Here is a 21,271-nt window from a genome sequence, read left to right as displayed (position 1 = left end):
CGTCTGGGGCGGATATCGAGTTTCATGCCATTAAAATCAAGGCTTAATTTCTGGTGACCCGGTAAGATTGACACTTCACCGCAGAAGTCTAGACACGATCTGGGCCGTATAGTCCACCATCGGAACGATACGCGCATAATTGAGACGGGTCGGGCCGATGACGCCGAGCGCCCCGATGACCCGCTGTTCGCTGTCGCGATAGGGTGCAACCACCAGCGACGAGCCGGACAGCGAAAACAGCTTGTTTTCCGAGCCGATGAAAATGCGCACACCCGAACCCGTTTCGGCCAGATCCAGAAGCTGGACCATGCCGTCCTTGGTTTCCAGATCGTCGAAGAGATGGCGCAGACGCTCGATATCTTCCTGCGCGTGAATGTTCTCCAGAAGATTGGCGCGGCCGCGCACAATCAGCCGCGACGGCTGGTCAGAGCCGGTGCCGCCCCACACGGCGAGGCCCTGTTCGACAAGTTCCTGCGAAAGCTGGTCCAGTTCCTGGCGGGTTTCCTCCATCAGCACCTTCAGCTCGGCCTTGGCTTCGGAAAGTGTGTGGCCGTGAATATGGGCGTTGAGGAAATTCGAGGCTTCCACCAGTTGCGATGCGCTGATGCCGACCGGCAGATTGATGACGCGGTTTTCCACATCGCCATTCTGCATCACCAGCACGGCAAGTGCACGGGTCGGCTCCAGCCGCACGAATTCGATATGCTTGAGCGCGCCTTCCGTCTTGGTGGCAAGCACGAGACCCGCGCCACGCGACAGGCCGGACAGGACCTGACTTGCCTCGGTCAGCACGCTTTCCACCGAATTGCTGTTGCCGGCGGCGCGCACCTGCGCCTCGATGGACGAGCGTTCGCCCGGCGGCAGATCGCCGACTTCCATAAAGGCGTCGACGAAAAACCGCAGGCCGATCTGCGTCGGCAGACGGCCCGCCGACACATGCGGCGCATAGATCAGGCCCAGATGCTCCAGATCACTCATCACATTGCGAATGGTGGCAGGCGAGAGCGAATGCGGCAGCAGGCGGGACAGATTGCGCGAACCGACCGGGTCGCCGTCGTTGAGATAGCTCTCGACGACCAGCCGGAAAATTTCGCGCGACCGCTGGTCGAGCGAATTCAGAAGCTGATGTTCAGGCGATTTCATCATGATAGAGCGGCGAACCTGTTGATTGCTTACCCTAAATATAAGGTTGCGGCGCGAAGCGTCAAAGGCTTTAGCTCCAGACTGGCATTCCTCTCAACACTTCTCGACATGTCTTTGGGCTGGCGAAGCGCAAAATTCCTTTCTATTTGCGCCCGGGGGGCCTAAAAAGCCGCACGGAAAACTTTGAATCCCCAAAAACTCGATCAAGGAAATTGATATATGCGTCCATCCAAGCGTGCTGCCGACGAAATGCGCGCCGTCTCTTTCGAGCGCGGCATCTCCAAACATGCGGAAGGCTCCTGCCTAGTCAAATTTGGCGACACGCATGTTCTGTGCACGGCAAGCCTTGAGGAAAAGGTTCCGGGCTGGATGCGCAACACCGGCAAGGGCTGGGTCACGGCGGAATACGGCATGCTGCCGCGTTCGACCGGCGACCGCATGCGCCGCGAAGCCGCCACTGGCAAGCAGGGCGGACGCACGCAGGAAATCCAGCGTCTGATCGGACGATCCTTGCGCGCTGTCGTGGACATGCAGGCGCTGGGCGAAGTGCAGATCACGGTTGACTGCGATGTCATTCAGGCCGATGGCGGCACGCGCACTGCAGCCATCACCGGCGGCTGGGTGGCCTTGCATGAATGCCTGCGCTGGATGGAAGCGCGCCAGATGGTGCGGGTCGAGAAGGTGCTGAAGGATCATGTCGCCGCCATTTCCTGCGGCATCTATGAAGGCGCTCCTGTTCTCGATCTGGACTATGCGGAAGATTCCGTCGCCCAGACCGACAGCAATTTCGTCATGACCGGCGCGGGCGGCATTGTTGAAATTCAGGGCACCGCCGAAGGCGCGCCTTTCTCGGAAGAAGAGTTCCTGAACCTGATGAAGCTGGCGCGCAGCGGTGTCGATCGTCTTGTGTCCCTGCAAAAGATGGCCGTGGCTTAAGAGCCTGAATCAAAAAAAGGTATTTGCAGCCGCACAGGACGACTTTTGGAACAGGCTCTGCTAGGACAGGGTCTGCTCCATCTGAATGAGGAGACCTGATCCATGCGCGCTGCACGTATTCTTGAAACGGCACTCTATGTCCGCGACGTCGCCGAGGCGGTAGAATTCTATCGCAACACGATGGGGCTGGAACCGGTGGGCCAACTCAGCGAGCGCAATGCTTTCTTCCGCTGTGGTGAGGGCATTTTGCTGCTCTTCAAGGCGGAAGAAACCTTGAAGCCGCCTTTGTCCGGCAATCTGCCTGTGCCGCCGCATGGCACAACGGGGCCGGGTCATGTATGTTTTGCTGCAAGCCGCGCGGAGATCGAGGGCTGGCGGAAACATCTGGAAAAGCATGGCGTTGCCATTGAGGCCGATTTCGATTGGCCCAATGGCGCACATTCGATTTATTTCCGCGATCCATCCGGCAATTCGCTGGAGATTGCCGAACCCAAACTATGGAATTGAAAATGAGAACGCTGGAAAAGGGCAAGCTGATTGTCGCCTCGCACAATGCAGGCAAGCTGAAGGAATTCGACGGGCTGATCGGTCCGTTCGGCTTCGATGTCAGCTCTGTTGCAGCACTTGGCTTGCCGGAGCCGGACGAGACCGGCACCACGTTTGAGGAAAACGCCTATATCAAGGCGCTTGCTGCGGCTGAAGCTACCGGACTGCCCGCATTGTCCGACGATTCCGGCCTGATGGTCGATGCGCTGGACGGCGAGCCGGGCGTCTACACGGCCGACTGGGCCGAAACCGAAGACGGCACGCGTGATTTCAATATGGCGATGCGTAAGGTCGAAGATCTTTTGCAGGAAAAAGGTGCCACGACCGCGGACAAGCGCGGCGCGCGTTTCGTCTCCGTCATCTGCCTTGCATGGCCGGATGGCGAAGCGGAATATTTCCGCGGCGAAGTGGAAGGCGTGCTGATCTGGCCGCCACGCGGCACGACCGGCTTCGGCTATGATCCGGTGTTCCTGCCAGCGGGCCACGAAAAGACCTTTGGCGAAATGACTGCCGATGAGAAGCACGGCTGGAAGCCGGGCGACGCTGAGGCCCTGTCGCACCGCGCCCGCGCCTTCAAGCTTTTTGCCGAAAAGGCGCTCAACGTGGAGCCGGCTTCCGCGAAATGAACAAGCTGTTTCCCTCTTCACCGGCGTTAGTGGACGGCGTGAGCACGATTCCCATCGCGCGTGCGAATGGGGAAACTGCGTTCGGCGTTTATGTGCATTGGCCGTTCTGTCTGGCCAAATGCCCTTATTGCGACTTTAACAGCCATGTCCGTCACAAGCCGGTGGATCAGGCGCGGTTTTCCGAAGCGTTCCGGCGCGAGATGGAAACGCTGCGCGAGCGCACGGGCCCGCGCACGGTCACCAGTATTTTTCTGGGTGGCGGCACGCCATCGCTGATGCAGCCCGAAACGGTGGGCGCTCTGCTCGATAATATTGCGTCGCATTGGTCTGTCGCACCTGACATCGAAGTGACGCTGGAAGCCAATCCGACCAGTGTGGAAGCCGACCGTTTTCGCGGCTATCGCGCGGCAGGCGTCAATCGCGTGTCGCTCGGCATTCAGGCGCTCAACGATCCCGATTTGCGCCGTCTCGGCCGCATGCATTCGGTCGAGGAAGCCAAGGCGGCCATTCGTCTGGCGCGCGAGATTTTCCCGCGCCTGTCCTTCGATCTGATCTATGCGCGCCCGAACCAGAGCATCGAGGCATGGCGCGAAGAGCTGAAGGAAGCCATCGGACTTGCTGCCGATCATCTCTCGCTCTACCAGCTGACCATCGAGGAAGGCACACAGTTCTACAATCTCTGGAAGGCCGGAAAGCTGACCACGCCGGAGCCGGACCACGCCGCAGCGCTTTATGAAGAAACGCAAAGGGTGACGGCAGAGCATGGTCTCCCGGCCTATGAGATTTCCAATCATGCGGTGCCGGGGCGCGAGTCGCAGCACAATCTCGTCTATTGGCGCTATGGGCAATATGTCGGCATCGGCCCCGGTGCGCATGGGCGTTTCGTGGAAAACGACGTTCGCACCGTCACGATTACCGAAAAGCATCCGGAAACCTGGCTCGACAAGGTTGATCGGCGCGGCCACGGCATTATCGAGGAAGAATATCTTGATGGCGGGCAGGAGGGCGACGAGTTCCTGATGATGGGGCTTCGTCTGCGCGAAGGCATCGATCTGGATCGCTACAAGCGGCTGTCGGGTCATGATGTTGACCAGAAGCGTCTGGCGAAACTGATCACCGAGGGCATGATCGAGCCGATGGGCGGCAGCATCATTCGCGCAACGCCGGACGGTGCGCTGGTGCTGGATGCGCTGGTCGCGGATCTCGCGGCATGAGGTATAAGCAATGACTGAAGATATGGGCGCCCAGAATATTGACGATGGACGGCGCGATTATGTGGTGGGCGGCACTGCCATGCGCGCCCGTCCATTGGAGCCAGCACTTTATATCGTGTCGACGCCGATCGGTAATCTTGGCGACATGACGCTGCGCGGCATCGAAACGCTCGCCGCAGCTGATGTTCTGGCCTGTGAGGATACACGTGTGACCCGCGTTCTCCTCGACCGTTACGGCATTTCCCGCCGTCCGATCAGCTATCATGAGCACAATGCGGCAGAAGCTGGTGAAAAGCTGATTGCTGCGCTGTCTGCGGGCAAAAGCGTTGCGCTGGTGTCCGATGCGGGCACGCCGCTCGTCTCCGATCCGGGCTTTCGTCTGGTTGGAGAAGCACGCGAAGCGGGTATTCGCGTCGTCCCCATTCCGGGTGCCTCCGCGGTTCTGGCCGCACTTGCCGCTTCTGGCCTGCCGACTGACGCCTTCATGTTCTGCGGCTTTCTTCCATCCAAGCACGGGCAAAAGCAGACGAAGCTCGAAAGCCTCAAGGGCATCGACGCAACGCTGGTGTTTTATGAATCGCCAAACCGGACAGCGGCGACGCTGGCCGAAATGGCTGAAGTGTTCGGGCCGGATCGTATGGGCGCGCTTTGCCGCGAACTGACCAAAGCCTATGAGACCATTCGCACCGCGCCGCTGGGTGAGCTTGCAGCAGAGTTTGATGGCGAAGATCGCATTCGCGGTGAAGTGGTTCTGCTGGTTGGTCCGCCGACGGGCAACACCATTCCGCAAAGCGAGGAAGATATCGACAAGCTGCTTCTGTCGCTTGCCGCCGAGCTGCCGCCATCAAAGGCTGCAGGCGAGGCAGCGCGTATGACTGGCGGGCAGAAATCGGTTCTCTATCAGCGCCTTATGCAACTGAAATCGGATCAGCGATGACAGACCTCCGCGAGAAAAAGCGCAGCGCTTTCTTTCGCGGACACAGCGCCGAACGCTTTGCGTCCGTGCTGCTTCTTTTAAAAGGCTTTCGGATCGTTGCGCAGCGCTTTCTTTCGCGGACACAGCGCCGAACGCTTTGCGTCCGTGCTGCTTCTTTTAAAAGGCTTTCGGATCGTTGCGCGGCGCTATCGAACGCGGCTCGGTGAAATCGATCTGATCGCCCGGCGGGGCAATCTTGTGCTCATTGTCGAGGTCAAGGCGCGCAGCAGCCTGGAAGCCGCGCATCTCGCCGTCACACCGCAGGCCATGCGCCGTATCGAAGCCGCAGCCGATCTCTGGCTGCAACGCCAGCCCGACCATGCCCGTCTGTCGTTGCGTTTCGATCTGATTGCCGTGCTGCCGCGCCGCTGGCCCAAACATGTTCCGGCCTTCTTCACGAGCGGCGATTATCGGTAACCGATATCTATAAGTCTATGTAAACCCTATAAAAATTGTGGGATATATTTCTGGCCTTATGGGAAATTAAAATCCCGCAATCGGCTGTTTTGAGAAAAAGTGATGCTCGCCGTGATTTTCACGCGCAAGCCCGTTTCTTATAAATCTCCCGCTCTCCATGGATAATGGCGCCATCTTTTTACCAGACGCATTTCTGTAACTGAAACCGGTATCGGCTTTCTCTGGAAATGCTCCCAAGGATCGTGCCGTGTCTCTACCGCAAAAGCGTTTACTGGCTGATTTTCCTGCCTTCTTCCGGGTGTCGGAAGAGGTGGTTGTCGTCGTTGGCGGCGGCGAGGAAGCTTTGAACAAGGCGCGCCTCGTGGCGCAGACATCCGCACGTCTTCGCATCATTGCCGAAGAAACAGAACACCATCTGGCCGATTTCATCGCGAGCCATGGTGCGGAGCATATTGCAGCACCTTTTGCGCCGGAACATGTCGAGGGCGCAAAGCTTGTTTTCGTGGCGACTGGCGATGAAGCGCAGGATCGCGCCATTGCTGCCGTGGTCAAGGCCGAGAAGGTTCCGGTCAATGTCGTTGACCGTCCAGCCCTTTGCGATTTCCTGACGCCTGCCATCGTCAACCGTGCGCCGCTGACGATTGCGATTGGTTCGGAAGGAAGCGCTCCGGTTTTGGCGCAGATGGTTCGTGCGCGCATCGATGCCGCCTTTTCGCCGCGCCTTGGCGAGCTTGCGCATTTTGCCGAAAGCTGGCGACCGCTGGTCGAGCGGGCGCTGCCCAAGGGTCTGGTGCGCCGCAGTTTTTGGCGCGGGTTCTTTTCGGGTCGCGTGGCCAGCGCCATTGAAAGTGGCGATCGCGTTGAAGCCTACAAGGCTGCGAGCGATCTGATCGAGCAACGTGACAATGCTGCCGGATATGTCTGGCTGGTCGGCGCCGGTCCGGGTGCCGAAGACCTGCTGACCCTGCGCGCCCATCGCGCTTTGATGGAAGCCGATGTGATCGTGCATGATGCGCTGGTGCCGGAAGGCGTCATTGCCATGGGCCGTCGCGACGCCGAGCGCCTTGCCGTTGGCAAGCGCAAGGGCTGCCATTCCAAAAGCCAGGAAGAGATCAACCGCCTGCTGGTTTCGCTGGGGCAGGAAGGCAAGCGCGTTGTGCGGCTGAAATCCGGCGATCCGCTGGTATTCGGACGCGCAGGTGAAGAAATGGCGGCGCTGCGTGCTGCCGGTATCGGTTTCGAAATCGTGCCCGGCATCACCTCGGCCTTTGCTGCCGCTGCCGATATGGAATTGCCGCTGACGCTGCGCGGTGTCGCTTCGTCGCTGGTGTTCACCACGGGCCATGACATGACGGGCGATGTGCTGCCGGGCTGGGCGAAGCTCGCCGTCTCGGGTGCAACAATTGCCGTCTATATGGGCTCCACGGTCGCGGCATCGGTTGCTGCGCGCCTGATTGGTGCGGGCCTGCACGAAGATACCGCCGTGGCGGTGGTGGAAAATGCGAGCCGACAGGACAAGCGCCTGTTCCACGGCACGCTGAAGGATTTGCCGGATCTGGAAAACCGCAAGGAACTTTCCGGCCCGGTCATGGTGATCATTGGCGATGCCGTCGCCGGTGCCGCAATCGACAAAGCCGAAGCGCTGGCCCTCAAGCCGGTTTCCGTCGCAGCCTAAACCCGCAGGATGCGCGGTTAACAAAAGTTTGGAGTTTGGAAATGGTCGTAAAAGTTCTCACTGCAAACCGGCTGATCGACGGGCAGGCTGTGTGGCTCGGTGCAGACGGTTCGTGGCATGAGACCATCGACGGCGCGCTGATCGCTCGCCATGCGGAAGCCGTGACGGGGCTTGAAGAGGCGGGCAAGCTTGCAGCGAAAGCCAATCTGGTCGTCGATGTGAATGTGATCGATGTCGAGGAGCGCGAAGAGGGGCTTTACCCGATCCGCCTGCGCGAGCGTATTCGCCTGTCCGGCCCGACCATCGTTACCTTCGGTGATCTGCCCCTTGATAAGCCTGCTTTGAAGCGCGCCTCGTAATATCTGTTGACGCATTTCCGGACGCAAAACCGGTTCCCACTTTCGCTGGAAATGCTCTGAACCCGGATTTAGACTATGTATCGTTATGATGAATTCGACCGCGATTTTGTTGCGGCCCGCGTTGCCCAGTTCAAGGATCAGGTCGAGCGCCGCCTGACTGGCGAGCTGACCGAAGACCAGTTCAAGCCACTGCGTCTGATGAACGGCCTCTATCTGCAATTGCACGCCTATATGCTGCGCGTGGCCATCCCCTATGGCACGCTGTCGAGCCGCCAGCTGCGCAGGCTTGGATCGATTGCACGCGACTATGATCGTGGCTTCGGCCATTTCACCACGCGCCAGAACATCCAGTATAACTGGCCCGCCCTGAAGGACGTGCCGCGCATTCTGGAAGAGCTGGCGGAAGTCGAGATGCACGCCATCCAGACCTCCGGCAATTGCATTCGCAACGTGACCGCCGATCATTTCGCAGGTGCTGCCGCCGACGAAGTGGCCGATCCGCGTCCGTTTGCAGAAATTTTGCGCCAGTGGTCGTCGCTGCATCCGGAGTTTTCCTATCTGCCGCGCAAGTTCAAGATCGCCATTGTCGGCTCGGACCATGACCGCGCTGCCATTCAGGTGCATGACATCGGCTTGCAGTTGAAGAAGAACGAGGCAGGCGATCTGGGACTGGCTGTCTATATTGGCGGCGGTCAGGGCCGCACGCCGATGGTGGCGAAGAAGATCCGCGACTTCCTGCCCCTCGAAGACATGCTGACCTATGTGACGGCCATCGTGCGCGTCTATAATCTGCATGGTCGTCGCGACAACAAGTATAAGGCGCGCATCAAGATTCTCGTCCATGAAACGGGCGTCGAAGAACTGACCCGGGAGATTGACGCCGAATGGGAAGATATTCGTTACGGCGAGCTGAAGCTGCCACAGCGCGATATCGACGCCATCGAAAGCTATTTCCGCATGCCGAACCTGCCGCAACGGCCGGAAGGCTGGGAAGTGCTGGCGGTAACCCAGAAGGCCGATGCGGAATTTGCAAGCTGGGTGGCGCGCAATGTCACGCCGCACAAGAACCCGGATTATGCGGTCGTCACCATTTCGCTGAAGCCCATCGGCGGTATTCCCGGCGATGCGAGCGCCGAGCAGATGGAGCTGGTGGCGGACATTGCCGAAACCTATTCCTTCGATGAAATCCGCGTCAGCCACGAGCAGAATCTGGTTCTGCCGCATGTGGCCAAGGCCGATCTCGCAGCCGTCTATGATTTGCTGCAATCGGATGGTCTGGTGACGCCGAATGCCGGTCTCATCACCGACATCATCGCCTGCCCGGGCCTCGATTATTGCGCCCTTGCCAATGCGCGCTCCATTCCGGTGGCGCAGCGTATTTCCGAGCGCTTCGGCGACCACCAGCGCCAGCTTGAAATCGGCGATCTCAAGATCAAGATTTCCGGCTGCATCAATGCCTGCGGCCATCACCATGTCGGCCATATCGGCATTCTGGGCGTTGAGAAGAAGGGTGAGGAACTCTATCAGATCACGCTTGGCGGTTCGGCGGATGAGCATTCGACCATTGGTGAAATCACCGGTCGCGGCTTCTCGTCGGAAGAAGTGGTGGATGCCATCGAAACGGTGGTGGACACCTATCTGTCCCTGCGTGAAGGCCCGGAGGAAACCTTCCTCGCCGCCTATCGCCGCGTTGGCATGGAGCCGTTCAAACGCGCGCTTTATGGAGAAATAAGCCGTGCAGCTTGATGCTGAAGAAAGTGCCAGCGCCGAAGCCCGCCTTCTGGAGGCCAGCCACGGTGCGTCTACCCCGCAGGAAGTGATCGCGCTTGTCACGCGCGAACTCTATGAGGGGCAGATCGCGGTCGTGTCTTCCTTCGGGGCGGAATCGGCAGTGCTTCTGCACATGATCTCGGAAATCGACCCGGCAACGCCGGTTCTGTTTCTCGATACGGGAAAGCATTTTCGGGCCACGCTCGATTATCGTCATGATCTGGTGGACCGGCTGGGTTTGACCGATGTGCAGGATATCCTGCCGCTTGAGGATAGCATCAAGGCGGACGATCCGTTCGGCGCGCTGTCGATGACCGACAAAGATCGCTGCTGCTTCATCCGCAAGGTTGAGCCGATGGCGCGCGCTGTGGCCCCTTATCGGGCCTGGATGACGGGCCGCAAGCAGTTTCAGGCATCGACGCGCGAAAGCCTGCCGGTGTTTGAATCGGTCGGCCCGCGTATTCGTATCAATCCGCTGGCGCGTTTGCAGGCAGCCGATCTCAAGGCCTATGGCGAAAAGCATGATCTGCCGCCGCATCCCCTGACCGCGCAGGGCTACCGTTCCATCGGCTGCATGCCCTGCACGCGGCCCGTGAACGACGGCGAAGATCAGCGTGCCGGACGCTGGGCGGGATCGGAAAAGACAGAATGCGGCATCCACCTGTCGGGTCTGTCCGACAGCTTGAAGAATTTGGGAGCAGGTGACCGGAAATGAGCGATATTAACGAAACCAAACTCTGGTCTGCCGATGGCTTTCGCGAAGACGATTATGTCTTTGCCGACGATCTTGACGCGGCGGGCGACGCTCCGGCTGTCATCATTCCGCTCGCCGTCTGGCTTGGACTGGACGAAGAACGCCGCCGTGCCTCCAATCGCCGGATCGGCGTTTCGGTTGCGCCGGGCGAAGCCATTGAACCGCTGCTGGATGATCTTGGCAGCCTACCGCTGATCGCCTTGCAGTTCCCGGCTTTCAATGACGGTCGCTCCTATTCCAAGGCTGAGATTTTGCGCCGCGAAGGTTTTGCTGGCGAATTGCGCGCCGTTGGCGATGTGCTGATCGATCAGGCTGCGCTGATGCTGCGCACCGGCTTCGACAGCCTTCAGGTGACGAACAAGGTTGCCCAGAGCCGTCTTGGCGAAAACCGTCTGGTCGACACGCCCGGTTACTACCAGCCGGGGCGCGGCTCCGTGCCGGAAGCAGGCGGGTTTGCCTGGCGTCGCGTGAAAGCGGGCTGAATTTCGTCCCTGAGCGTCTGCAAATTGCGTCTTTCTGCGCTTCCGGTGCTCATGTCTCTTTTTTGACGCATAGTCTTATCCGAAAAGTCTGCAACTTTTCGGGACTATGCGGGAAGTACATTGCGCTCCGGTGCTCGAAAGCCACCATTTTCGCCAGCTCAGGAACGAAATTGGGCGCGTCGTGCCGGCAATTATTTGCCATTTTTTTGGCTGTCTTGATGCGCTAGATACGCCCTGTCACTTACAGGGAGTTGAGGCGTGATCCGGCACATTGTTTTTTTCAGCGTTAAGGAAGGTCAGGATATCGAGACCGTCAGGAAAGGGCTGGAGCAGCTTGCCACCATCCCCTATTCCGATGTCTTCGAAGTTTTGCCGAATTCCAGGGTCGATCCGATGTGCGACCGCATCGATCTCGTGGTCTATGCCGAGTTCAAGGATGAAGAAGCGCTTTTCGCTTTCAAAAAGCATCCGACCTACGATGCCACGACACAACTCGTGCGCCCGATGCGCGAATTGCGCTTCTCGGCCGATGTGGTTACTGACAAGAGGTAGTTACCACTCCGCTTGCGGTCGCTCCTGAAGCGGCAGGCCGCCAAACAGGTCGGGCTCGCTGGAGATTTTGGCGCGCTCGATATTGAGAAGCTTCAGTTTGGTCGCCGTGCCGCCAGCCGCCGAAAACCCGCCGACCTTGCCATTGGACCCGAGAACCCGGTGGCAGGGCACGATGATCGGAAACGGGTTTTTGCCAAGCGCATAGCCAACCGCCTGTGACAGGCTGACATCGCCAAGCCGTCTCGCAATCGCACCATAGGTGGTGGTTTCACCGGCCTTCAATTCGAGAATGATCTCGTAAACCTGCCGGTTAAGGTCGGGCAGGGATTCGAACGCCAGCGGTGTTTGCGAAAAATCCGGCGATCCGCCGTCGAGAAGCACACGCACTTTTTCAATAGCCTGCGCCACAAAGGCTGGCACATCAGCCTGTGCTTCGGGAAACTGTTCGCCCACCCGCTCACCGAGACGGTAGCGGGTTTCCGTCTTGTCCGTATCGCCGATTTCGACACCAACGACTTTTGCGCCGCGCCAGGCAATGCCGCACGCGCCGATAGGTGTTTCAAAAATGGTGATTCCAGACGGTTCCATACGTATCAATATAGCACGGATTTTACGGCTGAACGGCGGTCAGAAACGATAACGTGTAACATTTGCAGCGAATGGCGCTGCGAAATGGTTGAAGAACGCCACGAATAATGATTGTGTGAGCGAGAAGGTCAGGATGGCGGCGTGAGAGATTCCACGCCCTTAAATGGCCAAACGGGTCGCTATAAGTTTCCGTCGCAGTTTTCGCGAGATCGGAACCGAGGAATTTAAATGGACGATTATGAGCGTTATGCCACGGGGTTAATGATCGTTTTCGGCGCGCTGATCATCGGCGGGTTGATGGCGGCAAACCTTTATCATGGCGACAAGCCGGGTTTTCTCTTCGCGCTCGGTGCGGCGGTTGTGGGCTGGTTTTCAGCTTTCGCCGTTCTTTTCGACAAGCCGCGCGTTTATGGCGTGATGATTGCGGTCGCGATCGGGCTGGTGGCGGCTTCCATCGGCGCCTATGTCACCTGAGCAGCCATAAAGATTCCAAGACAGTTTAGAGAAAAGCCCCGCATTGCGGGGCTTTCTTCGTTGGTCGCGGCCTTACAGATAAGGCGAATAGCACTGGCGGCGCGGCCCGTAATTGGGCTGGAAGGTGTTGTCATAGGCGCGATAGGACCGATAACGGTTGTAGCACCAGCGGACATGCGGATTGCCGCCGCGATAGACTGGCGCCGGGCGGTGACGATAAACCGGTCCCGGTCCCCAGTAACGCCGGTCATGCCGATAATAGGGCCGGTAGCGAGGCCGGTCATAGCGCCAATAACGGCGGTCGCCTCGATAATCGTAATATTGCACGGTCTGTACATTGGGGGCTGAGGTCTGTGCCGACGCGGTGGTCGGTGCCGCCATCAGGGAGGGCTGCGCTGCATTGGCCGTCCCGGCCGCGGCTGAAAGCCCCATGCCAAGCGACAGACATGCGGCAAACAGGGAATAACCAAACCTTTTCATAGGTCGCTCCTAATAAAAGCAAATCATCCGTGCGGAAATTTTGCGTGCCCATTGTGGCGGAGCGGTGGCTTTGAGCGGTCACGATTTCTTTCTGTCCGGCAACAGATCGGTGAAGTGGGTCCGGGTTGGTCGCATTGTCTCGAGACCTCATTCTTGGGTGCATATATCGTGCTCCAAAAGCTGATCAATAATTGACATAAAGATATGTTTATGTCATTAAGCGACCTTCTGCGATTATGCATATCAGAATACAGGCGGTACTCTTATGGCGTCTTCTCTCGACGATCTCTTCGGTGCAACGGCTGCAAAGCCGGATGGTTCGGAGGTGCTGGCCGCGCTGACGAAAGCAGCGCGCGAGCGTATTTTGATCCTCGACGGCGCGATGGGAACGCAGATTCAGGGGCTTGGCTTCCATGAAGAGCATTTTCGCGGCGAGCGTTTCGGCGCTTGCGATTGCCAGCTTCAGGGCAATAATGACCTTCTGACGCTGACCCAGCCCAAGGCTATTGAAGAAATCCACTACGCTTACGCCATTGCGGGCGCGGATATTCTCGAAACCAACACATTCTCGTCCACGACGATTGCCCAGGCCGACTACGGCATGGAAGAGCAGGTGTATGAGCTGAACCGCGACGGTGCGCGTCTTGCGCGTCGTGCGGCCCTGCGCGCCGAACAGAAAGACGGTCGTCGCCGCTTCGTTGCCGGAGCACTTGGACCGACAAACCGCACCGCCTCGCTGTCGCCGGATGTCAATAATCCAGGCTTCCGCGCGGTCACCTTTGACGATCTGCGCATCGCCTATGCCGAGCAGATCCGTGGGCTGATCGATGGTGGTTCCGACATCATCCTGATTGAAACCATCTTCGACACGCTGAATGCGAAGGCCGCCGTCTTCGCTTCGGAGCAAGTGTTCGAAGAGAAGGGCATTTTCCTGCCGGTGATGATTTCCGGCACGATCACCGATCTTTCCGGCCGCACCCTGTCCGGCCAGACGCCAACGGCATTCTGGCATTCGCTGCGTCACGCCAAGCCGTTCACCATCGGCCTCAACTGCGCGCTGGGCGCCAATGCTATGCGCGCTCATTTGGATGAATTGTCGAATATCGCCGACACATTCATCTGCGCCTATCCGAATGCCGGTCTGCCGAACGAATTTGGCCAGTATGACGAAACGCCGGAAGCGATGGCCGCCCAGATCGAGGGCTTTGCCCGCGACGGTATGGTCAATGTGGTTGGCGGCTGCTGTGGCTCGACGCCGGAACATATCCGCGCCATTGCCGAGGCCGTTGCAAAACACCCGCCGCGCAAGCCTGCCAAGGTCGCGCCGCTGATGCGTCTTTCCGGCCTTGAGCCTTTCACGCTGACCGAGGACATTCCCTTCGTCAATGTCGGTGAGCGCACCAACGTCACCGGCTCCGCCCGCTTCCGCAAGCTGATCAAGGCTGGTGACTTTGCTGCCGCCCTTGATGTGGCGCGCGATCAGGTGGCCAATGGCGCCCAGATCATCGACATCAATATGGATGAAGGCCTGATCGATTCCGAAAAGGCGATGGTCGAGTTCCTCAACCTGATCGCTGCCGAGCCGGATATCGCCCGCGTGCCGATCATGATCGACAGCTCCAAATGGGAAGTCATCGAGGCTGGCCTGAAATGCGTTCAGGGCAAGCCGGTGGTCAACTCCATCTCGATGAAGGAAGGCGAGGAAGCCTTCATTCATCACGCCAAGCTCGTGCGCGCCTATGGTGCGGCGGTCGTGGTCATGGCGTTTGATGAAACCGGACAGGCCGATACCGAAGCGCGCAAGATCGAAATCTGTACCCGTGCCTACAAGATCCTGACCGAGCAGGTCGGTTTCCCGCCGGAAGACATTATCTTCGATCCGAATATTTTCGCGGTAGCGACAGGTATCGACGAGCACAATAATTACGGTGTCGACTTCATCGAAGCGACCCGGCAGATCATGACGACCTTGCCGCATGTCCATGTCTCGGGCGGCGTGTCGAACCTGTCATTCTCGTTCCGTGGCAATGAGCCGGTGCGCGAGGCGATGCATGCCGTGTTTCTCTATCACGCCATTCAGGCGGGCATGGATATGGGCATCGTCAATGCTGGTCAGCTGGCGGTTTACGATGCCATCGATCCGGAACTGCGCGAGGCCTGCGAAGATGTGGTGCTGAACCGCCGTTCGGATGCGACCGAACGCCTGCTGGAAATTGCCGAGCGTTTCCGCGATTCCGGTTCGAAGGAAGCCAAGGCGCAGGATCTCGCCTGGCGCGAATGGCCGGTGGAAAAGCGCCTTGCCCATGCGCTGGTCAACGGTATTACAGAATATATCGAAGCCGATACGGAAGAGGCGCGCCAATCTGCCGAGCGGGCGCTTCACGTTATCGAAGGCCCGCTGATGGCTGGCATGAATGTGGTTGGCGATCTGTTCGGCGCGGGCAAGATGTTCCTGCCGCAGGTGGTCAAGTCCGCCCGCGTGATGAAGCATGCGGTGGCTGTTCTCCTGCCTTACATGGAAGAGGAAAAGCGCCTCAATGGTGGCGAAGAACGCCAGAGCGCTGGCAAGGTGCTGATGGCGACCGTGAAGGGCGACGTGCACGATATCGGCAAGAATATCGTCGGTGTCGTGCTGGCCTGCAACAATTACGAGATCATCGATCTCGGCGTCATGGTGCCTTCGCAGAAGATTCTGCAAGTCGCCCGTGACGAAAAAGTTGATGTCATTGGTCTGTCCGGCCTCATCACGCCATCGCTTGACGAAATGGCGCATGTGGCAGCTGAGATGGAACGCGAAGGTTTCGACATTCCGCTTTTGATCGGCGGGGCGACGACCAGCCGTGTCCATACGGCGGTGAAAATTCATCCGCGTTACGAGCGCGGTCAGGCGGTTTATGTCATCGATGCCAGCCGCGCGGTTGGCGTTGTGTCCAGTCTGCTTTCGCCGGAAGCCAAGGGCGATTATGTCAGTGGCGTGCGTGATGAATATGCCAAGGTCGCAGCCGCTCATGCGCGCAGCGAAGCGGAAAAGCAGCGCCTGCCGATAGCGCGTGCCCGCGCCAATGCGCACAAGCTCGACTGGGACAGCTTTGCTCCGGTGAAGCCGAGCTTTACCGGCACGAAGACTTTCGACGATTACGATCTGGCCGAAATCGCGCGCTATATCGACTGGACGCCGTTCTTCCAGACCTGGGAGATGAAAGGGCGTTATCCGGCGATTCTTGAGGACGAAAAGCAAGGTGAGGCCGCGCGCCAGCTCTGGTCCGATGCGCAGGCCATGCTCAAGAAGATCATCGACGAAAAATGGTTCACGCCGAAAGCCGTGGTCGGCTTCTGGCCAGCCAATGCGGTGGGCGACGATATCCGGCTGTTCACCGATGAAAGCCGGAAAGAGGAACTTGCGACCTTCTTCACCTTGCGCCAGCAGCTTAGCAAGCGCGATGGCCGTCCAAATGTCGCCATGTCCGACTTTGTGGCGCCGGTGGAAAGTGGAAAGCAGGATTATGTCGGCGGCTTCGTCGTTACGGCAGGCATTGGCGAGGTGGCCATTGCCGAGCGTTTCGAGCGCGCCAATGATGATTACTCCGCGATTCTGGTGAAGGCGCTGGCCGACCGTTTTGCCGAAGCCTTTGCAGAACTGATGCATGAGCGTGTGCGTCGCGAATTCTGGGCCTATGCGACGGATGAAACCTATACGCCGGAAGAACTGATCGGCGAACCTTATCAGGGTATTCGTCCGGCCCCGGGTTATCCGTCCCAGCCAGACCATACCGAAAAGACCACGCTGTTCCGTCTGCTTGATGCCACGGCTGAGACCGGTGTGGAACTGACCGAAAGCTACGCCATGTGGCCGGGCTCATCGGTTTCGGGCCTCTATATCGGCCATCCGGAAAGCTATTATTTCGGTGTCGCCAAGGTGGAGCGCGATCAGGTCGAGGATTATGCGAGCCGCAAGGGCATGAGCGTTCGCGACGTCGAGCGCTGGCTTGCGCCGATCCTCAATTATATTCCCGGCGATGTTGCCGACGAAGCTGCATAGTCGAAGCGACTGTTACAACCAAAAGAAGAGGGCCCTGCGATGCGGGGCCATTTTTTATTTTAGGCGCTTTTCCGTCGACCATAGCCAGACCTGTTTAAAACGGCTGTTTTTCAAAAGGTTCCAGCTTTTTTGAAAGCAATCTTTCTGGAGAGGCTTACAGGAAAATGCTATTTAAGGCTGTGCGTTCGAAATTTTGTGAGCGTAAAAGTTGTATTGTGCGTAAGTTATTGAAAACATTATTAGGATGGCAGCAATGAAATGGGAATTGTTATGCGATGCCATGCAGTCTGCGGATAATGCGGACAAGCTGTTTGAATATGTAAAAAAATATGCCCGCGAAATCGGCTTTGACCATGTTTCATATGTCATGTCGGTTCCGTCCTTGAATGGGGCGGTCAAATGGGTACGTCACGAGGACATGCCGAAAGGCTGGACTGAACTTTATACCGCCAAGAAATATGTCGAGGTCGACCCGCTGGTCCGGCTTGGTCTGCACAGTATCGACCCGCTGGTCTGGTCGCCGAAGCTTTTTGCCGACACGCCGCAATTATGGGCTGATCTGCAAAGCTATGGACTGAAGGTGGGCATTTCGCAGCCGTGCTGGGCTGCTCAGGGCGTGTTTGGAATGCTGACATTCCTGCGCAGCGGCCAGCCGTTGGCCGCAGCCGAGGTCACCGCACTGCGGCGTCAGTTGCAGATGGTGACCAATCTTCTGCATCTGTCGATGTTCACACTGGTCAATGTGCCGCGAATGAATTGTGCCAGTGAAGTTTGCCTGACGGCGCGTGAGCGTGAAATCCTGCGTTGGACGAGTGAAGGAAAAACTGCCGAGATTATCGGGGCGATCCTCAATATTTCTACGCGTACCGTGAATTTTCATATCAGCAACGTGCTGACCAAGCTTGTTGCCGTGAACAAGGTTCAGGCTGTCGCGAAGGCCCGCACCTTCGGCCTGCTCTGATCCACTCTAAGCCCCGCGGCGGTTTGGCCCGTTGGGTGCTTTCAAAATCTTCCTCTCATAATGAGCGCCTATCCGTCCCGCGCATCGGATGATGCCCGTGTGGCACGCAGCTTTTTGAGCAAGAATTTACCCAGTTTTTGCTCTCCAAAAGCGCTAAATATCACAATTTTAGTAGGATTTTCCGCCATTTAAGCGAAATTCCGCTTTTTGCCGGCTGCGCAAGTTTGTTCCCGCCTTGTGGCCAAGACTGCAAGTTTTTCGCGCAGGTTCATCGGAATACGCGAAAGCGTTCTTTCACTTTTGGGCTTCTTTTCACGACAATGCGGCCAACTTAGTCAGGGTACCGATTTCGCTCCGTCAGAACCGTAATCCTGCTTTCTCGTCTCTATCCGGTTTCCGGGAGTAAATGTCGTGCATCATGCATCCCTGACCAAGAACCTGACGCATCTGCAGCGTCTTGAAGCAGAAGCGATCCATATTTTTCGCGAAGTTGCAGCAACCTTTTCCAATCCGGTGATGCTCTATTCGGTGGGCAAGGATTCGTCGGTCATGATGCATCTGGCGATGAAGGCGTTTTATCCAGCACCACCGCCATTTCCCTTTCTGCATGTCGATACGACCTGGAAGTTCCGCGAAATGATCGAGTTTCGCGATGCGCAGGCGCGCGAAAAGGGCTTCGAGCTTCTGGTCCATATCAATGAAGATGGCGTGCGCGATGGCGTCGGCCCTTTCAGCCATGGTTCGAATGTCCATACCCATGTGATGAAGACGGTCGGTCTGCGGCAGGCGCTCGACAAGTACAAGTTCGATGCAGCCTTCGGCGGCGCGCGTCGCGATGAGGAAAAGTCCCGCGCCAAGGAGCGCATTTTCTCGTTCCGCAATGCGCAGCACGGCTGGGACCCGAAGAACCAGCGTCCCGAAATGTGGAAAGTCTACAATACGCGCGTGGCAGCCGGTGAATCGATCCGCGTCTTTCCGCTGTCGAACTGGACCGAACTCGACATCTGGCAGTATATCTTGCAGGAAAATATTCCCATCGTGCCGCTCTATTTTGCAGCCCGCCGCCCGGTGGTGGAGCGCGACGGCATGCTGATCATGGTCGATGATGACCGCATGAAGCTGCGGGATGGTGAAAAGGTGGAAGACCGGTTGGTGCGTTTCCGTACGCTCGGCTGCTACCCCCTGACCGGGGCGATTGAATCCAGCGCCTCAAGCCTCTCGGATATTGTCGAGGAAATGCTGATCGCCCGCACGTCGGAACGTCAGGGCCGTGCCATTGACCGCGATGAAGCGGGTTCCATGGAAAAGAAGAAGCGCGAGGGCTATTTCTGATGAACGCTGCGATAAAGCCCTTGGGCCAGCCTTCCGTAACCAGCGCAGCCGTGACCGCGTTTCTCGCCGATCAGGAACGCAAGACGCTGCTGCGTTTTCTCACCTGCGGCTCCGTCGATGACGGCAAGTCGACGCTGATCGGGCGTCTGCTCTATGACACCAAGCTGATTTTCGAAGACCAGCTTGCCGCGCTCAAGAATGACAGCCGCAAGTTCGGCACGACGGATGATGATTTCGACTTTGCGCTGCTGGTTGACGGTCTGGAAGCCGAGCGCGAGCAGGGCATCACCATCGACGTCGCCTATCGGTTCTTTTCGACGCCGCGCCGCAAGTTCATCGTCGCCGATACGCCGGGCCATGCGCAATATACGCGCAATATGGCGACGGGCGCTTCGACCGCCGATCTGGCCGTGGTGCTGATTGATGCGCGACAGGGCGTGCTGACGCAGACGCGCCGTCATTCCTTCATCGCTTCGCTGCTTGGCATTCGCCATATCGTGCTGGCGGTTAACAAGATCGACCTCGTCGACTTCTCGCAGGAAGCGTTCGACCGCATCGTTGCCGATTATATGAGCTTCGCCAAAGACCTTGGTTTTGCCAGCATCCAGCCGATCCCGCTTTCGGCGCGTTTCGGCGACAATGTCACCAGCCTGTCGCCGCGCATCGGCTGGTATCAGGGGCCGCATCTGCTCGAACATCTGGAAACTGTGCGCATCGATACGGAAGCCGCAGCCAAACCGTTCCGTTTCCCGGTGCAATATGTGAACCGGCCCAATCTGGATTTCCGCGGCTTTTCCGGCACGGTAGCCTCCGGTTCGATTGCGGCGGGCGACACGGTTGTCGTGGCCAAATCGGGCAAGCAGTCGCGCGTGAAGCGTATCGCCACTTATGACGGTGATCTGCCTCGTGCCTCGGAAGGTCAGGCTGTCACGCTGGTGCTCGAAGACGAGATTGAGGTTTCGCGCGGCAATATGTTGGTTGGCGCAGAAGCGCGACCCGACGTGGCGGATCGCTTCGCGGCCAATATTGTCTGGTTCGGCGAAGATGCCTTGCAGCCGGGACGCTCCTATCTCTTGCGCACCGAGACCGACCAGACGCCGGTGACAGTGAGTGAAATCAAATATCGGACGGATGTGAACACATTTGCACGCGAGGATGCAGCGCGTCTCGATCTCAACGAAGTCGGCTTCTGCTATCTCCAGACGGCGGACCCGATTGTGCTCGATCCTTATGCCGACAACCGCGTTACCGGCGCTTTTGTGCTGATTGACCGTGTGTCCAATGCGACGGTCGGCGCAGGCATGATCGACAGCGCGCTTCGTCAGGCGACCAATGTGCATTTGCAGGCTTTCGATCTCGACAGCAAGGCACGGGCCGCACAGAAATTCCAGAAGCCGGCGGTGCTCTGGTTTACCGGCCTTTCCGGTTCGGGCAAGTCCACCATCGCCAACCGGCTGGAACAGCGCCTTCACGCGCTCGGCAAGCACACTTATCTGCTGGATGGCGACAATGTCCGCCATGGCCTCAATAGTGATCTCGGCTTTTCCGATGCTGACCGGGCGGAAAATATCCGCCGCGTCGGCGAAGTGGCGCGGTTGATGGCGGATGCCGGGCTGATCACGCTGGTTTCGTTCATTTCTCCGTTCCGCTCCGAGCGCGACACCGTGCGTGCGCGAGTGCCGGAAGGGGAGTTCATCGAAATCTTCGTCGATACGCCGATTGAGGAATGCATTGCGCGCGACCCGAAAGGCCTCTATGCGCAAGCGCTGCGCGGTGAAATCAAGTCCTTTACGGGCATTGATTCGCCTTACGAAGCGCCGGTTTCGCCAGAATTGCGTCTCGATACGACGGGGCGCAATGTTGACGAACTGGTCGCGGAAGTAGAAAAGTATCTGGCCGAACGCGGTGTCATCGGCAGTTATGGTAGCGATTCCTGGTCGATCTGAG

20 protein-coding genes are annotated in these 21,271 nt (G+C 58.2%); 17 read left to right on the top strand and 3 right to left on the bottom strand.

Features of this window, described 5'->3' with window-relative positions; genetic code table 11:
- Window positions 1–75 precede the first annotated feature (75 nt).
- Window positions 76–1,146, bottom strand: coding sequence for a heat-inducible transcriptional repressor HrcA (gene hrcA, locus FHW00_RS00165; protein ID WP_078339627.1), 1,071 nt, complete (start codon window positions 1,144–1,146; stop codon window positions 76–78).
- A 216-nt stretch (window positions 1,147–1,362) separates the two neighbouring features.
- On the opposite strand from hrcA, the gene rph reads away from it, so the two are divergent.
- The 12 genes from rph (at window position 1,363) to FHW00_RS00105 (ending at window position 11,450) form a co-directional block, all read left to right on the top strand.
- Window positions 1,363–2,079, top strand: a complete 717-nt coding sequence (gene rph, locus FHW00_RS00160; RefSeq protein WP_078339626.1) for a ribonuclease PH — start codon at window positions 1,363–1,365, stop codon at window positions 2,077–2,079.
- Window positions 2,080–2,181: 102 nt separating this feature from the next.
- Entirely contained in the window at window positions 2,182–2,586 is a 405-nt protein-coding gene (locus FHW00_RS00155; protein WP_078339625.1) for a VOC family protein, read from the top strand.
- Window positions 2,587–2,588: 2 nt separating this feature from the next.
- Window positions 2,589–3,251, top strand: a complete 663-nt coding sequence (rdgB, locus tag FHW00_RS00150) for an RdgB/HAM1 family non-canonical purine NTP pyrophosphatase (RefSeq protein ID WP_078339624.1) — start codon at window positions 2,589–2,591, stop codon at window positions 3,249–3,251.
- The gene (gene hemW / locus FHW00_RS00145) at window positions 3,248–4,465 is read left to right on the top strand and encodes a radical SAM family heme chaperone HemW (RefSeq protein WP_078339623.1); all 1,218 of its coding nucleotides are present in this window, start codon (window positions 3,248–3,250) and stop codon (window positions 4,463–4,465) included. The genes rdgB and hemW overlap by 4 nt, the downstream gene beginning before the upstream one ends.
- Window positions 4,466–4,475: 10 nt before the next feature.
- Window positions 4,476–5,402: a 16S rRNA (cytidine(1402)-2'-O)-methyltransferase gene (rsmI, locus tag FHW00_RS00140; protein WP_078339622.1), complete on the top strand. Its 927-nt coding sequence runs from the start codon at window positions 4,476–4,478 to the stop codon at window positions 5,400–5,402.
- A 96-nt stretch (window positions 5,403–5,498) separates the two neighbouring features.
- The gene (locus tag FHW00_RS00135) at window positions 5,499–5,858 is read left to right on the top strand and encodes a YraN family protein (protein WP_182514628.1); all 360 of its coding nucleotides are present in this window, start codon (window positions 5,499–5,501) and stop codon (window positions 5,856–5,858) included.
- Between the two features lie 247 nt (window positions 5,859–6,105).
- On the top strand, window positions 6,106–7,533 hold the full coding sequence (gene cysG / locus FHW00_RS00130; RefSeq protein ID WP_078339620.1) for a siroheme synthase CysG: 1,428 nt from the start codon (window positions 6,106–6,108) through the stop codon (window positions 7,531–7,533).
- A 41-nt stretch (window positions 7,534–7,574) separates the two neighbouring features.
- The gene (locus tag FHW00_RS00125; protein WP_078339619.1) at window positions 7,575–7,892 is read left to right on the top strand and encodes a DUF2849 domain-containing protein; all 318 of its coding nucleotides are present in this window, start codon (window positions 7,575–7,577) and stop codon (window positions 7,890–7,892) included.
- Between the two features lie 75 nt (window positions 7,893–7,967).
- Window positions 7,968–9,638 carry a nitrite/sulfite reductase gene (locus FHW00_RS00120; protein WP_078339618.1) on the top strand — a complete coding sequence of 557 codons (1,671 nt, stop codon included), beginning with the start codon at window positions 7,968–7,970 and terminating at the stop codon, window positions 9,636–9,638.
- A complete protein-coding gene (locus FHW00_RS00115) occupies window positions 9,628–10,377 on the top strand; it encodes a phosphoadenylyl-sulfate reductase (RefSeq protein ID WP_078339617.1) in 750 nt (249 codons plus the stop codon). The genes FHW00_RS00120 and FHW00_RS00115 overlap by 11 nt, the downstream gene beginning before the upstream one ends.
- A complete protein-coding gene (locus FHW00_RS00110; RefSeq protein WP_078339616.1) occupies window positions 10,374–10,898 on the top strand; it encodes a DUF934 domain-containing protein in 525 nt (174 codons plus the stop codon). Before FHW00_RS00115 ends, FHW00_RS00110 begins: the two co-directional genes overlap by 4 nt.
- Before the next feature lie 258 nt (window positions 10,899–11,156).
- Window positions 11,157–11,450, top strand: coding sequence for a Dabb family protein (locus FHW00_RS00105; RefSeq protein ID WP_078339615.1), 294 nt, complete (start codon window positions 11,157–11,159; stop codon window positions 11,448–11,450).
- Here FHW00_RS00105 and FHW00_RS00100 read toward each other — a convergent pair whose 3' ends face one another.
- Complete coding sequence (locus tag FHW00_RS00100) at window positions 11,451–12,038, bottom strand: methylated-DNA--[protein]-cysteine S-methyltransferase (protein ID WP_078339614.1); 588 nt, start codon at window positions 12,036–12,038, stop codon at window positions 11,451–11,453. It abuts the gene before it with no gap.
- A gap of 228 nt (window positions 12,039–12,266) precedes the next feature.
- Here FHW00_RS00100 and FHW00_RS00095 point away from each other — a divergent pair, with 228 nt between their 5' ends.
- Complete coding sequence (locus FHW00_RS00095) at window positions 12,267–12,512, top strand: hypothetical protein (RefSeq protein ID WP_006465911.1); 246 nt, start codon at window positions 12,267–12,269, stop codon at window positions 12,510–12,512.
- A 72-nt stretch (window positions 12,513–12,584) separates the two neighbouring features.
- On the opposite strand, the gene FHW00_RS00090 is transcribed toward FHW00_RS00095, so the two are convergent.
- Entirely contained in the window at window positions 12,585–12,992 is a 408-nt protein-coding gene (locus FHW00_RS00090; RefSeq protein WP_078339613.1) for a BA14K family protein, read from the bottom strand.
- 265 nt (window positions 12,993–13,257) lie between these two features.
- Here FHW00_RS00090 and metH point away from each other — a divergent pair, with 265 nt between their 5' ends.
- The 4 genes from metH to cysN all read left to right on the top strand — a co-directional run bounded on the left by metH (window position 13,258) and on the right by cysN (window position 21,270).
- Window positions 13,258–17,031 carry a methionine synthase gene (metH, locus tag FHW00_RS00085; RefSeq protein ID WP_078339612.1) on the top strand — a complete coding sequence of 1,258 codons (3,774 nt, stop codon included), beginning with the start codon at window positions 13,258–13,260 and terminating at the stop codon, window positions 17,029–17,031.
- A gap of 253 nt (window positions 17,032–17,284) precedes the next feature.
- The gene (locus tag FHW00_RS00080) at window positions 17,285–17,992 is read left to right on the top strand and encodes a LuxR family transcriptional regulator (RefSeq protein WP_078339701.1); all 708 of its coding nucleotides are present in this window, start codon (window positions 17,285–17,287) and stop codon (window positions 17,990–17,992) included.
- 411 nt (window positions 17,993–18,403) lie between these two features.
- A complete protein-coding gene (cysD, locus tag FHW00_RS00075) occupies window positions 18,404–19,324 on the top strand; it encodes a sulfate adenylyltransferase subunit CysD (protein ID WP_078339611.1) in 921 nt (306 codons plus the stop codon).
- Window positions 19,324–21,270 (top strand): sulfate adenylyltransferase subunit CysN, encoded by a 1,947-nt coding sequence (cysN, locus tag FHW00_RS00070; RefSeq protein WP_078339610.1) that lies wholly within the window; start codon window positions 19,324–19,326, stop codon window positions 21,268–21,270. The genes cysD and cysN overlap by 1 nt, the downstream gene beginning before the upstream one ends.
- Window position 21,271 lies beyond the last annotated feature (1 nt).

It is taken from the genome of Ochrobactrum sp. P6BSIII (assembly GCF_014138065.1).
GTDB lineage: Bacteria > Pseudomonadota > Alphaproteobacteria > Rhizobiales > Rhizobiaceae > Brucella.
This window is presented reverse-complemented; position numbering and strand designations above follow the sequence as displayed.